The organism is Rhodovarius lipocyclicus (assembly GCF_009900765.1).
GTDB lineage: Bacteria > Pseudomonadota > Alphaproteobacteria > Acetobacterales > Acetobacteraceae > Rhodovarius > Rhodovarius lipocyclicus.
In genome coordinates this window covers 367,498-382,213 of sequence record NZ_JAAABL010000002.1, presented here as the reverse complement: position 1 = coordinate 382,213, position 14,716 = coordinate 367,498, and the positions used below count along the sequence as shown (strand labels likewise).

Genomic DNA, 14,716 nt, shown 5'->3' with positions numbered 1-14,716 from the left:
TGTCACGTGAAACGCAGCGCTTTCAGCTCGCTGATCGCCACATCCGCCTCGCCCACCAGGAACACGCGCTGGCCGATGCCGCGCACGGGGCCGGGGCCCTCGCTCCAGCTCGTCTCGCGGCCCAGCTTCACATCGGCGGAGGCATCGGGCGTGACGGAATAGATGGCGGGGATATAGACCACGCCCTCCGTGCTGTCCTTCAGGGTGATGGTGGCGCGGCGCCACACCAGGTCGCGCGGGCGCTTGGGGGGCTCGAATTCCAGGCTGGCGATGCGCTCCACCGGCACCAGGATGTGGGTGGCGGAGGTGGTGAGCACCTCGATCGTCGGCCCGAAGATGTCGTCGCCGTCGCGGAAATCGTTGAATTCGATGGTGCGGCCATCGTCCAGCTCCGCCACGCCGGGGATGGCGGGGCGCAGCTCCTCGGCCTCGGCGGCGGCGGCCTCGGCTTCCTCCGGGTTGCCGGTGCGGGCCAGCACCGCGGCGCGCAGGGCGGCCTGCTGCGCGGGGGTCGCGTCATCGCCCTGGAACTTCGGCGCGCGGCCTTCCTGCCACACCTGCTGGCGGATCACCTCCGCCCGCAGCACGGTGCGGAAATCCAGCACGGTCGGGATGGGCTGGTCGCTGATCACGGCATCCAGCATGCGGTCGGCGCGCTCGGCCTCGCCATTGATCAGCAGCAGTTCCGCCATCAGCCAGCGCGCGCCGAAATCGGTCGGCTGCGCCTTCACCTGCACGGTGGCGGCGGCGATGGCGCCGGCCAGATCGCCGGTCTTGAAGGCGTCGCCCACGGGGTCTTGGGACATGGTCGTTTCCTGTCTTCAGGCCGCTTCGCGCGGGCCGGTGAGTTCAGTCAGCAGCCGGAAGGACGCTCCCACATCATCCAGCTGATAATGCGGCTGCAGTATGACCGTGCAGCCATAGATCCCGGGTTTGCCGATCTGCTCCCGCACCTCCACCCGCGCATCGCGCAGCGGATAGCGGGAGGCAGCGTCCCCCCCACCCGCCAACCCGCTGACATGGCTGTTCAGCCAGGCCTGCAGGCGGGTTTCCACATCCTCGGGGTTCAGGAAGCTGCCCACCATGTCGCGGCCCATCAGCTTCACCACATGCGCGAAGCGGGAGACACAGAGCATGCTGTTGAACTGCGCCGACAGCCGCTGATTGGCATTGGCCACCTCGCTGGTCATGCGCGGCGGGCGGTGGATGGAGGGGGCCGCGCCGAAGCTCGCCTCCGGCAGGCCTTCCAGCCCGCACAGCGCGATCAGCCCGGCATCGGCGGCCTCGCGCTCCTGCTCGTCGGTCAGGCTGAGTTCCAGCGGCGGGCGCGGCGGGGGGCCGGGCGGGTCGGCGCGGAAACGCTCATGCGGCAGGGTTTCCACCACGCCGCCCGTGGCATCCCAGCCCGGCTCCGCGCCGCGCACATCGGCGGGCCAGTGATAGCGGGCGAAGCTGCGCGCGGCCACCGAGGCGAAGGCGTAGACGGCGGCGGTCCAGACCCGCTGGTCCGGCCGGCCGGCATCCTCCGAGTAGCGGAAGCGGTCTGCCCTGGTGCCATCGGCGGCCCAGCGGCGGCGCCCCAGCGTGCGCGGCAGCACCAGGCCCAGGAAGCGGGTTTCCTCACGCTGCGCCAGCCGCGCCCAGCGCTGCTTCTCCGGCCCGCGGAACAGGGCGCTGAAGGCCGTGGCGGGCCGCGCCTCATGATAGGAATCGAGCCCGAAGAATTCCGGCGACACCGGCAGCACCACTGGGCAGAAGGAGGCGGCGCCGACCTCCGCCAGCCGCTCCAGCACCGGCACGTCATCCACCGGCTGGCTGGCGCTGGGCGAGGGGCGCACCTCGTAATCCGCCACCAGCATGCCATAGGGCTCGCCGCCCGGCATGCCGAACTCCTGTTCGTGGATGATGCGGAACAGGGCGGACTGGTCGAATTCGCTGGCGCGCTGGAAATCGCGGGAGATCTCGACCCAGCGGGCATTCAGCAGCCGCACCTTCACCAGCTTGTCCTGCACGAAGCCATCGACCAGCCAGAACAGCCCCCGCCAGGAGCCCTCCAGCCGCCGCAGCTTCTCGTTGTGCAGCACCGCGTCCAGCTGGCGCGACAGCAGCGCGTCGATCGCCACGATGTCGCGGTCGATCGCTTCCTGCAGAACCTCCAGCGCGTCGGGGCCGGTCAGCATCGCCAGCAGCGCGGCATCGCCGAACCATTGGCGCAGAAGGGTGGCGGCGGAGGTTTCGGCCAGGAAATCGGCCACCCCCGCCACCGGGGCTGAGCCGCCGAAGAACCGGCCGCCCAGCATGGTGCCCCGCATCCCTTGGCGCATTGATGCGTCCCCATCAATGCGCATCGGGCTCAGGCCTTTTCAGGAATGCGCGCGACCATGCGCATGGAGGTGGTCAGTTCCTCCATCTGCAGCCACGGGCGCAGATAGGCGACGGCGTTGTAGGAGCCGGGCTTGCCCGGGATTTCCTTCACATCCACCCGCGCCTCGCGCAGCGGATACTTCGCCCGCGCTTCCTGGCCGGCACCCTCCATCGGGTTCACGTAGTTCTGGATCCAGCGGTTCAGCTCGGCCTCGACGTCCGTTGCCTCCATGAACCGGCCCACCCAGTCGCGCGCCATCACCTTCAGGAAGTGGGCGAAGCGGCTGGTCGCCATGATGTAGGGCAGGCGGGCGGAGATCGCCGCGTTGGCCGTGGCATCCGGGCGGTCGTACTTCTTGGGCTTCTGGGTGGTCTGCGCGCCGAAGAACACGGAATAGTCGGTGTTCTTGTAGTGGCAGAGCGGCAGGAAGCCGTTGTGCGACAGCTCGGCCTCACGCCGGTCGGTGATGGCGATCTCGGTCGGGCACTTGGTGTCCGAATCGCCGTCGTCCGACTTGAACACGTGGGTCGGCAGGCCGCTGACCTTGCCGCCGCCCTCGGCGCCGCGGATGGCGGTGCACCAGCCGGATTGCGCGAAGGCGTCCGTCAGGCGCGCCGCGTGCACATAGGCCGCGTTCATCCAGCAATAGTCTTCGTGGTTCATCGCCCGGGCGGTGCCATCGGCATCGCTCGGCGCTTCCTCGAAGTTGAACTCCTCCAGCGGCTTGGTCTTCTCGCCATAGGGCAGGCGCGCCAGCACGCGGGGCAGCACGAGGGTGACGAAGCGGCTTTCCTCGGTATCGCGGAAGGCACGCCAGCTCGTGTACTCGGCGGTCTCGAAGATCTTGGTCAGGTCGCGGGGGTTGGCCAGCTCCTGATAGTCCTTGAAGCCGAACATCTGCGAGCCCGCGGCGGAGATGAAGGGCGCGAAGGCCGCGGCAGCCGTCTGGCTGATCAGCTTCAGCGTCTCCACATCCTCCGGATGGGCGGACCATTCATAGTCGCCGACCAGCGCGCCATAGGGCGTGCCGCCCGGCATGCCGAACTCGGCCTCGTAGATCTTCTTGAACAGGTTGGACTGGTCGAATTCGACCGCCCGCGTCAGGTCCCGGTTCAGCTCGCGCTTGGAAGCCTGCAGCATGCGGATCTTGAGCGCTTCGCCCGTCTCGCTGTTCTGGATCAGGTAGTGCAGGCCGCGCCAGCTGCCCTCCAGCTTGGTGAACTTCTCATGGTGCATGATCGCGTTCAGCTGCTTGGACAGCTGGTCGTCGATCGCGTCGATCGCCTTGTTGATCGTCTGGGTCAGGTTGCGGCTGAAGGTGATGGTGCCCTTCAGCGCTTCCTCGGTCAGGGCCTTCACCAGCTCCGCGGCGCGGTCGCGCTCGGTCTGGCGGGTGGCGCCGATCACCTGCTCCAGGAAGGAAAGGCCTTCGCCTTCCGTCGTGGTGGTGGATGCGGCGCCGGCGGGCTGGGACTGGGTTCCGCTCATGGCGTCACGCCTCCGGCTTGTTCAGGCCCAGCTCCGAGGAGAGCGCCTGCAGCTTGGTGTTGTCCTTCAGGATATCCTCCAGCAGCTCCTCGAGCTGGGTGGAGTTGTCCGCCTTGCTGAGCAGGTCGCGCAGCTTGTCGCGGGTTTCCAGCAGGGCCTTCAGCGGTTCCACCTGCTGCACAACGCGCTGGGGCTCGAAATCCTCCAGGCTGTTGAACTTCAGGTTCACCGCCATCTCGCTGCCGTCGCCGGCCAGCGTGTTCTCCGTGCGGAAGGACAGGCTGGGCGCGATCTGCTTCATGACGTCATTGAAGTTGTCGCGGTCGATCTGGGTGAATTTGCGGTCCTTCAGCGGCTTCTGCGCCGCGGAATTGTCGCCCGCGAAATCACCCATCACGCCCAGCACGAAGGGGAGCTCGCGCTCGATCTTCGCGCCGTCCAGCTCCACATCGTAGGTGATGTGTACGCGCGGCTTCCGCACGCGCGTCAGCTTGCCATAGATATCCGACATGACCTCTCCCCAACGATGATCGTTGCGATGGAATGCGCCAGCGCATCACCCTCGATGGCCGGAACGCAGATGCGGCGATACGCACGGGCCAAGCTGAGCCTGGTCGCGGGCGCGGGTAAGACGCTGGAATATGTGACCGAACTGTAACTGCGCGCGATTCCGGGCGTCAACGCCTTGTTCGCGCGCTCACGGGAATGCGAGCGGAGACGGTCAGCTGTAGCCATCAGACCCCTCCTCCGCCTGGCTTTCCTGGAAACTCTCCGCCCGGATACCCAGGGCGGAAAGCATGGCGTTGCGCACCGTCTCATCGGCCAGCACCTCGCCCAGCAGTTCGGGCAGGGCCATGCGGCCGCGCCGCACCGCGTCCTTCAACGTATAGGCCAGGAAGGATTGCGGCTCGGTCCGGGCGAAGAATTCGGCGATCTGCTCCAGTTGCTTCAGCGCCTGCTCGCGGTTGGCGACGGCGGATTGCATGCCGCCCAGCGCGACCCCGCCCTGGGCCGCGCCGCCGGCGGCGGCAGGCGCCCCGCCGGCCACGGGCGCCGTTTCCTCCACTTCGGCCGGGGCGGGCGCATCCGCGTCGCCATACCGTTCCGCGAACGCAAGGGCACGCCCCAGAATCTCCGCCACCCGCCGCAGCGAGGGGGTGGGGTAGGAAAAACTCGCCTCCACCCGGGCATCCAGCGCGCGCCACACCTCCAGCGCGGCCTGGATATCCTGCCGGGTGCGGCCGATGGCGGCCCGGGCGCTGTGGGCCTCGGCCTCCAGCCGGTCCATCGGCAGCACGCCGCGGTCGTAGCGGGCCTGGCGCTTATCCGGCTCCGGCAGGGTGGCGGCGGCCAGCGCGGCCTCATGTTCATAGAGGTGGAAAGGCTGGCCCGTGGGCCGCATGAACAGCACGATGGATTGCAGGGGTTGGATCAGCACCCCATCCTTGTCCGCGCCCGAAAGCCCTTCGAGCAGCGAGGCCCGGTAGCTCTGGCCTTCCTCCTCATCGGGGCGGGGGAACACATCCTCCCAGTATTGCGCCAGCAGCCCGTCCAGCAGCCGGGCCCCGGTGACGAGCCCCGCGAGCCCGTGCTGGCGCACCAACGCCTCGGTCAGCCAGCCCGCGACCTCCAGATCCTTGGAAACGCCCGCCAGCGTCTCGACCCCGATGCGTACCACATCCCGCCACAAGGGAGAGGCGGTGGTGTCGGGCTCATCGGCGGAGCGGCGGGCACGGTCATCGGCCTGGGCGGCGGAACGCGCATCCCGCAGCGCGCGATACGGCGCGGTGGGCGAGAAATCCTCTCGCAGGTCGGACCCCGTGGCGCTGTCCCCATCCAGGGGCGCCAGCAGTGCATCCACATCCAGAACGTTATCCACCATGCGCCAACCCCCCAGGAGCGGCACGCATCATAGTTTCCATGGAATGCATGCCGAGGAGCATCATGAGGTTTTGTGAAACCCTGAACAAGTGACTGCTCGCATCATATCGCAATCTTCGTATTCCGCATCATCGCAACTGATGAAAGCTTGTCATTCATGTTGCGGAGCAATGGATTTGTTCCCGGATAATTGATTGACGAGATACTGGAGCCACACTAACGCTTTGTTCAAGCTAACGCGGCACAAGGCTGACAGCCCCGTCTGATTGCCATCTCGTGAACGGGATGCAACGGACGAGGGCCTCACCATGCGCCGATGTCGCTACGGTATCGCATGCAGGGCGTCGCATGTGACGCATTGCGGGCGGGCGGGTCGAATTCGGGCAGGAGGTAACGCCAGTTATGGTCGCGGTTGACTTGAAATCCCTCGTCGGACGCATGACGGAGCTGGCGCGCCGCCAGCTCGAAGCGGCGGCCGGCCTCACCCTCTCCCGCACGCACTACAATGTGGAGGTGGAGCACCTGCTCCTCCGCCTGGTGGAGCATCCAGGGTCCGATGTTTCGGTCATCATGCGCAATGCCGGCGTCGATGCCGCCCGCGTGGTGGCCGAGCTGACGCGCGGGCTGGACCGGCTGAAAACCGGCAATTCCCGCGCGCCCTCGCTGTCGCCCGACATCGTATCCTGGCTCAAGGAAGCCTGGCTGATCACCAGCCTGGAGGCCAACCAGGGCAAGATCCGCTCCGGCTACATGCTGGCGGCGTTGCTGGCCGATGACAGCCTGTCGCGCATCGTCAAGGACAGCGCGCCCAGCCTGCTGGCCATCCCGGCCGAGGTGGTGCGCAAGAAGCTGAACGAGCTGGCCGATGGCAGCGAGGAAAGCACCGCCGCCACGGCCCCCGCGCCCGGCGGAGCCGCCACCCCGGCCGACCCCACCGTGCAGCCCGCCCAGGCCGGCCCGCTGGAGCAATTCTGCACCGACCTGACGGCCCAGGCGCGCAACGGCAAGATCGACCCCATCCTGGGCCGCGATTCCGAAATCCGGCAGATGGTCGATATCCTGACCCGGCGGCGCCAGAACAACCCGATCCTGACCGGCGAGGCCGGCGTGGGCAAAACCGCGGTGGTCGAGGGGCTGGCCCTGCGCATCGCCGCGGGCGACGTGCCGGATGCCCTGAAGAAAGTGAAACTGATGGCGCTCGACCTGGGCATGCTCCAGGCCGGCGCCAGCGTGAAGGGCGAGTTCGAGAACCGCCTGAAAGGCGTGATCGACGGCGCCAAGGCGTCCCCTCAGCCCGTGGTGCTGTTCATCGACGAGGCGCACACGCTGATCGGCGCGGGTGGCACGGCCGGGCAGAACGATGCCGCCAACCTGTTGAAACCTGCGCTGGCGCGCGGCGAGCTGCGTAGTATCGCCGCCACCACCTGGGCCGAGTACAAGAAATACTTTGAAAAAGACGCGGCCCTGACCCGCCGCTTCCAAGTCGTAAAGGTGGAGGAGCCGAGCCTGCCGCTGGCCTCCGCCATGCTGCGCGGCCTGGTGCCGGTGCTGGAGAAGCACCACAATGTCCGCATCCTGGATGAGGCCGTGACGGAGGCCGTGCGGCTGTCCGCCCGCTACATCCCGGCCCGGCAATTGCCGGACAAGGGCGTGTCGCTGCTGGATACCGCCTGCGCCCGGGTCTCCATGAGCCAGGCCTCCATCCCAGCCCCGATCGAGGACCGGATGCGCCGCCTGGCGCTGATCGAGACGGAGCTGGGCGCCATCGAGCGCGAAGCCGCGACCGGCGGCGACCACGCCAAGCGCACCGCCGCCCTGAAAGCGGAGGAAGAAGCCACCCGCACCGAACTGGCCGCACTGGAAGAACGCTGGGACCAGGAAAAGGCGCTGGTGGAGAAGATCCACACCCTGCGCTCCGCCCTGGAGAAGCCCGAGGAAGGGGCCGACACGGTCGGCAATCTGGCCGAACTGGCGGACGCCACCGGCGCACTGCACGCGCTGCAGGGCGATGAGCCCCTGGTGCACCCGATGGTGGACGGCCAGGCCGTGGCCGAGGTGGTCGCGACCTGGACCGGCATCCCGCTGGGCCGCATGGGCGGCGACGAGATGCGCACCGTGCAGTTGTTGCACCAGAAGTTGAACGAGCGCGTCGTCGGCCAGGACCATGCGCTGGAGGCCATCGCCAAGGCGATCCGCACCAGCCGCGCGGGCCTCGCGGACCCGCGCAAGCCCATCGGCGTGTTCATGCTGGCCGGCACCTCGGGCGTCGGCAAGACCGAGACGGCGCTGGCGCTGGCCGACCTGCTCTATGGCGGCGAGCAGAACCTGACCACCATCAACATGAGCGAGTTCAAGGAAGAACATAAGGTCGCTCTGCTGATGGGCAGCCCGCCGGGCTATGTCGGCTATGGCGAAGGCGGAGTTTTGACGGAAGCGGTCCGTCGTCGCCCTTATTCCGTCATTTTGCTCGACGAAATGGAGAAGGCGCACCCTGCCGTGCAGGACGTGTTCTACCAGGTCTTCGACAAGGGCAACATGAAGGATGGCGAAGGTCGTGACATCGACTTCAAGAACAGCGTCATCATCATGACCTCGAACGCGGGCACCGATACCATCGCCAAGCTCTGCGCGGACCCCGAAACCGCGCCCGAGCCCGATGCGTTGCGGGAGGCCTTGCGCCCCGATCTGTTGAAATGGTTCAAGCCGGCCTTCCTGGGCCGCTGCAATGTCGTCATCTACTACCCGCTTGCGGACAATATCCTGAAGCAGATCATCGGGCTGAAGCTGCGCAGCATCGGCCGCCGCCTGCGGGAGAATTACGATGCCGATTTCACGGTGGACCCCGCCGTGACCGAGGCGATCGTGGAGCGCTGCCGCGAGGTGGAAAGCGGCGCGCGCAATATCGAGAACATCCTGAACAACACGCTGCTGCCGCAACTGGCCGGCCGCGTGCTGGAACTGCTGGCCGAAGGCAAGACCATCACGAGCGTGAAGGTCGAACTGACCGATGCCGGAGATTTCGATTTCGCCATCGCCTGAGCAGGCATGGCGCAAGGGCTACCCTGCGCGGCACCGGAACAGGGGCCGCCCGCCAGGGGGAGAGGCGGGGAAACCCGTCAACAGTGCAACACCGGCCAGTCGCCCGCCGCGGGCCTGACCGGAACCGAGGCGCGGCGAGCGGAGTTCAACACATGGCAATCTTTTTGAAGTACGGTTCCATCAAGGGCGAAACCACGCAGCTAACCCACAAGGAATGGATCGAGGTCAACTCCTTCCAGTTCGGCGTGGGCCGCGGCATCAGCATGGGCGTGGGCGGTGGCTCCAAGCGCGAAGCGACGGCTCCTTCCGTCAGCGAAATCGTGCTGACCAAGAGCTTCGACGTCTCCTCGCCGCTGCTGCTGAAGGAAGCGATCGGCGGCAAGGCGGTCGAGGTCAAGATCGAGATGACCCAGACCGACGCCAGCGGCAAGCATGTGTCCTATCAGAAGTACATTCTGAGCGACACGCTGATCTCCGGCTACAGCATCTCCTCCGGCGGTGACCGCCCGAGCGAGAGCATCAGCCTGAACTTCGGCAAGATCGACAGCGAATACCTGAACATCGACAGCAAGTTCAACGCGAAGACCACCGGCCACGTGATCTACGACATCGGCCAGGCGAAGCTGACCTGATCCGGGATGGAGGGGGCATGGCCCCCTCCTCCATTTCAGCGCCCCTGGAAGTTGGGCGCGCGCTTTTCCAGGAACGCCTTGCGGCCTTCCACATAATCGGCGCTGGCGAAGCATGCCTTCACCATCGTGTCGCAGGTCGCCTCATCGGCGGCGCCCCGGTCCTTCACCGCCTCATTGGCGATGAACTTCACGGCCGCGATGGTCAGCGGGGCGTTGCCCGCGATCATGGTGGCGTATTCGGTCACATAGGCCGCGAGTTCCGCCTTCGGCACCACGCGGTTCACCAGCCCCATGCCGGCGGCCTCGGCGGCCGAGAAGCGGCGGGCGGTGTAGAACACCTCCTTCGCGAAGGAGAGGCCGACGAGATCGACCAACCGGCGGATGCCCTCCAGCGGATAGCCCAGACCGAGCTTGGCGGCAGGAACACCGAAGTTGCTGCCTTCCTCGCAGATGCGGATGTCGCAGCAGACGGCCAGCGCGGTGCCGCCGCCGATGCAGAAGCCCTCGATCTGCGCGATGGTGGGCTTGGGGAAGCTGGCGATGGCGTCATACACGCGCTTGGTCTGCGCCTGATAGGCGGCCACCGCCTCCTCGCCCTGGCGCTCGCTCTCGAATTTCGAGATGTCGGCGCCCGAGACGAAGGCCTTGCCCCCCGCCCCATCCAGCACCAGCACCCGCACGGCGGGGTCGGCCGCGAAGGCCTTCACCGCGATCTCCGCGCCCTGCCACATCTCCATCGAGACGGCATTGCGCTTTTCCGGGTTGTTGAAGGTCAGGCGCGCGATGCCATTCTCCACGCGCGCCAGCATCTTGTCGGTACCGAGGTCCATTCTCACACCACCTGGTTCTTGCGAAGGGAAGCAATCTCGTCAGCGCTGTAGCCGGCGGCGGCCAGGATCTCGTCCGTGTGCTCGCCCACCTTGGGCGAGTGGCGGGTGACCGGGCTGTCATTGGCCGACAGCACGAAGGGCTGGCCGAGATACTTGATGCCATCCAGCTCCTTCACGATGCCCAGGTGTTTCACCTGCACATCCTCGAACAACTGCTGCATGTTGTTGATGGGGCCGCAGGGCACGCCCTTGGCGTTCAGCGTTTCCACCCAATAGGCGGTGGTGTTGGTGCGCGTCGCCTCGTCGATCAGGGCGTTCAGCGCGTGGCGGTTCTTGCTGCGGTCGCCGCCGGTGGCGAAGCGCGGGTCCTGGGTCCATTCCTGGTGGCCCATCGCCTCCGCGAAGCGGCCCCAGATGGCACCGCCGGTGGTGGCGATGTTGATCGCGCCATCCTGGGTGTTGAACACGCCGGTGGGGATGGAGGTGGGGTGGTCGTTGCCCGCGGATTTCGGGACCTCGCCATTCATCAGCCAGCGCGCGGCCTGGAAATCCAGCATGAAGGACTGGGCCTGCAGCAGGCTGGTCTGCACCCACTGTCCCTTGCCGGTCCGCTCGCGCTCCAGCAGCGCCACCATCACGCCCATGGCGGCGAAGATGCCGGCGCAGAGGTCAGCCACCGGAATGCCCACCCGCATGGGGCCCCGACCGGGCTCGCCGGTGATGGACATCAGCCCGCCCATGCCCTGGGCGATCTGGTCGAAGCCCGGGCGCTTGGCATAGGGCCCGTCCTGCCCGAAGCCGGAGATCGAGGCATAGACCAGGCGCGGGTTCACGGCCGACAGCGCGGCATAGTCGATGCCCAGGCGCGTCTTCACATCGGGGCGGAAATTCTCGACCACCACATCGGCGGTCTCGGCCAGCTTCTTCAGCACGGCCACGCCCTCGGGCGATTTCAGGTTCAGCGTCAGGCCGCGCTTGTTGCGGTGCAGGTTCTGGAAGTCGCTGCCCTCACGCGGGCCGCCCAGCCCTTCGCCTTCGGCCAGTTCCGGCGGCATCTCGATCTTGATGACATCGGCGCCCCAATCGGCGAACTGCCGCACGCAGGTGGGGCCGGCGCGCACCCGGGTCAGGTCCAGCACCTTGAAATTGGCGAGCGGCAGCATGGCGTCTCCTTTGCGGCGTTCCCGGCGGCGGAAGTTGCGGCCATGTCGGCATGTTGTCAACAATCTGTTGACCGAAACGCCCGCCCCATGCTTCCTGGCCCGGTGGAGCACGCACCCGACAGGCTGGCCCGCGCCCTGGCGCCGCAACTGACCACGCGGCTGGAGGCGATGATCCTGGATGGCACCCTGCCGCCGGGCGAGCGCCTGCATGAGCAAGCCCTGGCCGACCGCCTCGGCACCTCACGCGGGCCGCTGCGAGAGGCGCTGCGCGCACTGGAGCGCGAGGGGCTGGTGGTCTCCGGCGGCGCGCATCGCGGCATGGCGGTACGGCGGCTGGAGGCCCGGGAGGAAGCGGAACTGTATGACGCCCGGGCCCTGCTGCAGGGCTTCTGCTGTGCCCTGCTGGCCGAACGCGCGACAGAGGACGGTATCGCCGCCTTGCAAGCCCGGGTGGATGCCATGGACGCCGCCATTCAGGCCGGCGATGCCAACGGCTACTACCGGCAGAACCTGGATTTCCACGAGGCCATGCTAGACTTGGCCGGGCATGCCCGCACGGCGGCGCTCTACCGGTCGCTGGTCAAGGAAAGCCTGCTGACGCGCCGCCGCACCCTGGCCTCGCCCGGCAATATGCGCGACAGCAACGCGGAGCACCGTGCGATGGTCGAGGCCATCCGCGCCCGCGATCCCGAGACCGCCCGCCGCCTGGGCGAAGAACATGTCAAAGGCGGCAAGCGGCGCTGGCTGGGCGGGCTTTAGAACAGCCCCTCGATCATCCCGGCCTCATCCAGCCGGATATGTTCGGCCGCCGGCACGCGCGGCAGGCCCGGCATGGTCATCACATCGCCGGCGATGGCCACCACGAAACCCGCCCCCGCCGCCAGCCGCACGTCGCGCACCGGCAGGGTGTGCCCGGTGGGCGCGCCCAGCAGGCTGGGATCGGCGCTGAAGCTGTACTGCGTCTTGGCGATGCAGACCGGCAGATGGCCGAAGCCCTGCGCCTCATAGCGGGCCAGTTTCTCGGCCACGCCACCGCCCAGGGCGATATCGTCGGCGCGGTAGATCTCGCGCGCCACGGTGCGCAGCTTATCGGCCAGGGGCATGTCATCCTCATAGAGCGGCGTGAACGCCGCATCCGCCGCCGCCAGCCGCTGCTGCACCAGCTTGGCCAGGTCCATCGCCCCCCGGCCGCCATCGGCCCAGTGGCGGCACAGCACCGCCTCCGTCCCCATGGCCGCGGTCGCATCCTTCACCGCCTGCACCTCGGCATCGGTGTCGGACGTGAAATGGTTCAGCGCCACCACCGGGCGGATGCCGAATTTGCGGATGTTCTCCAGATGGCGCGCCAGGTTGCTCATGCCGCGCAGCACGGCGGCGACATCCTCGCCGCCCAGATCGGATTTCTTCACCCCGCCATGCATCTTCAGCGCGCGGATGGTGGCCACGATCACCACGGCATCGGGCGAAAGGCCGGCCAGCCGGCACTTGATGTCCAGGAACTTCTCGGCGCCCAGATCAGCGCCGAAGCCCGCCTCCGTCACCACCACATCGGACAGCGCCAGGCCCAGCTTGGTCGCCATCACGCTGTTGCAGCCATGGGCGATGTTGGCGAAGGGCCCGCCATGCACCAGGGCCGGATTGCCCTCCAGCGTCTGCACCAGGTTGGGTGAGAGCGCGTCGCGCAGCAGCACCGCCATGGCGCCATCCGCCTTCAGGTCCTTCGCCGTCACGGCGGCCCCGTCACGGCGATAGCCCACGATGATGCGGCCCAGCCGGGCCTCCAGGTCCAGGATATCCTCGGCCAGGCACAGGATGGCCATCACCTCGGACGCCACGGTGATGTCGAAGCCGTCCTCCCGCGGGAAGCCGTTCTTCACCCCGCCCAGGGAGGAGACGAGGCCGCGCAGCGCGCGGTCGTTCATGTCCATCACCCGGCGCCAAGTGATGCGGCGGCTATCGATGCCCAGCGCGTTGCCCCAATAGATATGGTTATCCAGCATCGCGGCCAGCAGGTTGTGCGCGCTGGTGATGGCGTGGAAGTCGCCGGTGAAATGGAGGTTGATGTCCTCCATCGGCACGACCTGGGCGTGGCCGCCGCCGGTGGCGCCGCCCTTCACCCCGAAACAGGGGCCCAGGGAGGGTTCGCGCAGGCACACCATGGTCTTGGTGCCCATCATGTTCAGCGCGTCGGACAGGCCCACCGTGGTGGTGGTCTTGCCTTCCCCGGCGGGGGTGGGGTTGATGCCGGTCACCAGCACCAGCTTGCCGCGCGGGCGCTCCTCACGGGCGCGGGCGACGAAGTCCAGCCCCAGCTTGGCCTTGTACTTCCCGTGGGGTTCCAGCGCCTCGGCCTCGATCCCGGCACGGGCGGCAATGGCGGCGATGGGCTGCAAGGTGGCCTTGCGGGCAATCTCGAGATCGATCGACATGCGGGGCGAATCCTCCGTGACATCTCATGTGCCGGGATTGCCATCCTGGAGCAATCCCCGCGGCGCGGCAGGCGGCGCCACATAATTGCCGCTGGACGTGGCGGGGGGGATCGTTCATCTCAGTGATGGAGAGTTTCACGGTCGCTTGAGAAAAGGGGCAATCAGCCTGGTATGGACGGTATGACAACGCCCCACGGCGCGCCTGATGGGCCTGACACTGCTCATGCTTCTGAACATGAGACAGCCCCGATCTCGCGTATCGTGCGGGAGGTGGCGGCCCGTTTCCCCGCGGACCGCATCACCCTGGGTGACATGGCCGAGGCTTTCGGCGACCGCGCTTTCGGCCTGCTGATCCTGTTGCTGTGCCTGCCATCGCTGCTGCCGGGCATGGCCAGCGTGTTCGGACTGCCCATGCTGATCCTGGGCCTGCAGATGGGTCTGGGCCGGCGGGTGCCGAAGCTGCCCCGCTTCATCGCCCGGCAATCCATCAAGCGCACGGACCTGCTGCGACTGTCCGATGGCGGGTCCAAATGGATCAAGCGGATCGAGAATTACGTGAAGCCCCGCCCAGGCCCTTTCACCGGCAACACGGCCGACAAGTTCGTGGGTTGGCTGACCGTCTATACCGCCATCATGCTGATCCTCCCCGGGCCCGGCACCAATGGTCCGCCCGCCTTCGGCAATATCGTCATGGCGCTGGGCGTGGTGGAAAACGACAGCCGGGTGACCGGTTGGGGCATTCTGTTGTGCCTGCTGGGCAATCTGTTTGCCACGGCGGTGCTCGGCACGCTGGCGGTGGTGGCCATCAAGGCGCTCGGTTGGGTTGTCTGACCCCGTCAACTTGAACAGACAACGACAATTTCTCTGATGACGCATTCCGTCGCGTCGC

The 14,716-nt window shown here is 67.3% G+C and carries 13 protein-coding genes; 5 read left to right on the top strand and 8 right to left on the bottom strand.

Going from position 1 to position 14,716, the window contains the following annotated elements:
* Positions 1-2: 2 nt before the first annotated feature.
* The 4 genes from GT007_RS04640 to tssB are packed head-to-tail and all read right to left on the bottom strand — an operon-like array spanning position 3 to position 4,364.
* A complete protein-coding gene (locus tag GT007_RS04640) occupies positions 3-806 on the bottom strand; it encodes a type VI secretion system accessory protein TagJ (RefSeq protein WP_160120380.1) in 804 nt (267 codons plus the stop codon).
* A gap of 15 nt (positions 807-821) precedes the next feature.
* Positions 822-2,312, bottom strand: a complete 1,491-nt coding sequence (gene tssC / locus GT007_RS04635; RefSeq protein WP_160120379.1) for a type VI secretion system contractile sheath large subunit — start codon at positions 2,310-2,312, stop codon at positions 822-824.
* Positions 2,313-2,353: 41 nt separating this feature from the next.
* Positions 2,354-3,853: a type VI secretion system contractile sheath large subunit gene (tssC, locus tag GT007_RS04630; protein ID WP_160120378.1), complete on the bottom strand. Its 1,500-nt coding sequence runs from the start codon at positions 3,851-3,853 to the stop codon at positions 2,354-2,356.
* A gap of 4 nt (positions 3,854-3,857) precedes the next feature.
* Positions 3,858-4,364: a type VI secretion system contractile sheath small subunit gene (tssB, locus tag GT007_RS04625; RefSeq protein ID WP_160120377.1), complete on the bottom strand. Its 507-nt coding sequence runs from the start codon at positions 4,362-4,364 to the stop codon at positions 3,858-3,860.
* Positions 4,365-4,379: 15 nt separating this feature from the next.
* Between tssB and GT007_RS22750 the strand changes: the two genes are divergently transcribed.
* Complete coding sequence (locus tag GT007_RS22750) at positions 4,380-4,511, top strand: hypothetical protein (RefSeq protein ID WP_268894541.1); 132 nt, start codon at positions 4,380-4,382, stop codon at positions 4,509-4,511.
* A 63-nt stretch (positions 4,512-4,574) separates the two neighbouring features.
* Here GT007_RS22750 and tssA read toward each other — a convergent pair whose 3' ends face one another.
* Entirely contained in the window at positions 4,575-5,735 is a 1,161-nt protein-coding gene (tssA, locus tag GT007_RS04620; protein WP_160120376.1) for a type VI secretion system protein TssA, read from the bottom strand.
* Positions 5,736-6,172: 437 nt separating this feature from the next.
* Here tssA and tssH point away from each other — a divergent pair, with 437 nt between their 5' ends.
* On the top strand, positions 6,173-8,773 hold the full coding sequence (tssH, locus tag GT007_RS04615) for a type VI secretion system ATPase TssH (RefSeq protein ID WP_457852333.1): 2,601 nt from the start codon (positions 6,173-6,175) through the stop codon (positions 8,771-8,773).
* 152 nt (positions 8,774-8,925) lie between these two features.
* A complete protein-coding gene (locus tag GT007_RS04610) occupies positions 8,926-9,405 on the top strand; it encodes an Hcp family type VI secretion system effector (protein ID WP_160120374.1) in 480 nt (159 codons plus the stop codon).
* A gap of 35 nt (positions 9,406-9,440) precedes the next feature.
* On the opposite strand, the gene GT007_RS04605 is transcribed toward GT007_RS04610, so the two are convergent.
* Both GT007_RS04605 and GT007_RS04600 read right to left on the bottom strand, forming a co-directional pair.
* The gene (locus tag GT007_RS04605) at positions 9,441-10,235 is read right to left on the bottom strand and encodes an enoyl-CoA hydratase (RefSeq protein WP_160120373.1); all 795 of its coding nucleotides are present in this window, start codon (positions 10,233-10,235) and stop codon (positions 9,441-9,443) included.
* 2 nt (positions 10,236-10,237) lie between these two features.
* A complete protein-coding gene (locus tag GT007_RS04600; protein ID WP_236571505.1) occupies positions 10,238-11,398 on the bottom strand; it encodes a CaiB/BaiF CoA transferase family protein in 1,161 nt (386 codons plus the stop codon).
* A gap of 102 nt (positions 11,399-11,500) precedes the next feature.
* On the opposite strand from GT007_RS04600, the gene GT007_RS04595 reads away from it, so the two are divergent.
* A complete protein-coding gene (locus tag GT007_RS04595; RefSeq protein WP_236571504.1) occupies positions 11,501-12,157 on the top strand; it encodes a GntR family transcriptional regulator in 657 nt (218 codons plus the stop codon).
* Here GT007_RS04595 and GT007_RS04590 read toward each other — a convergent pair.
* Positions 12,154-13,827 carry a formate--tetrahydrofolate ligase gene (locus GT007_RS04590; RefSeq protein ID WP_160120370.1) on the bottom strand — a complete coding sequence of 558 codons (1,674 nt, stop codon included), beginning with the start codon at positions 13,825-13,827 and terminating at the stop codon, positions 12,154-12,156. The two genes, GT007_RS04595 and GT007_RS04590, sit on opposite strands and share 4 nt — an antisense overlap.
* 171 nt (positions 13,828-13,998) lie before the next feature.
* Here GT007_RS04590 and GT007_RS04585 point away from each other — a divergent pair, with 171 nt between their 5' ends.
* Entirely contained in the window at positions 13,999-14,658 is a 660-nt protein-coding gene (locus tag GT007_RS04585) for an exopolysaccharide biosynthesis protein (protein WP_408015530.1), read from the top strand.
* Positions 14,659-14,716: the final 58 nt, after the last annotated feature.

Bases quoted from the DNA above. Each gene is read 5' to 3' on its own strand.
- GT007_RS04640 (WP_160120380.1), bottom strand. From the start codon at position 806: ATGTCCCAAGACCCCGTGGGCGACGCCTTCAAGACCGGCGATCTGGCC.
- tssC (WP_160120379.1), bottom strand. From the start codon at position 2,312: ATGCGGGGCACCATGCTGGGCGGCCGGTTCTTCGGCGGCTCAGCCCCG.
- tssC (WP_160120378.1), bottom strand. From the start codon at position 3,853: ATGAGCGGAACCCAGTCCCAGCCCGCCGGCGCCGCATCCACCACCACG.
- tssB (WP_160120377.1), bottom strand. From the start codon at position 4,364: ATGTCGGATATCTATGGCAAGCTGACGCGCGTGCGGAAGCCGCGCGTA.
- GT007_RS22750 (WP_268894541.1), top strand. From the start codon at position 4,380: ATGATCGTTGCGATGGAATGCGCCAGCGCATCACCCTCGATGGCCGGA.
- tssA (WP_160120376.1), bottom strand. From the start codon at position 5,735: ATGGTGGATAACGTTCTGGATGTGGATGCACTGCTGGCGCCCCTGGAT.
- tssH (WP_457852333.1), top strand. From the start codon at position 6,173: ATGACGGAGCTGGCGCGCCGCCAGCTCGAAGCGGCGGCCGGCCTCACC.
- GT007_RS04610 (WP_160120374.1), top strand. From the start codon at position 8,926: ATGGCAATCTTTTTGAAGTACGGTTCCATCAAGGGCGAAACCACGCAG.
- GT007_RS04605 (WP_160120373.1), bottom strand. From the start codon at position 10,235: ATGGACCTCGGTACCGACAAGATGCTGGCGCGCGTGGAGAATGGCATC.
- GT007_RS04600 (WP_236571505.1), bottom strand. From the start codon at position 11,398: ATGCTGCCGCTCGCCAATTTCAAGGTGCTGGACCTGACCCGGGTGCGC.
- GT007_RS04590 (WP_160120370.1), bottom strand. From the start codon at position 13,827: ATGTCGATCGATCTCGAGATTGCCCGCAAGGCCACCTTGCAGCCCATC.
- GT007_RS04585 (WP_408015530.1), top strand. From the start codon at position 13,999: ATGGACGGTATGACAACGCCCCACGGCGCGCCTGATGGGCCTGACACT.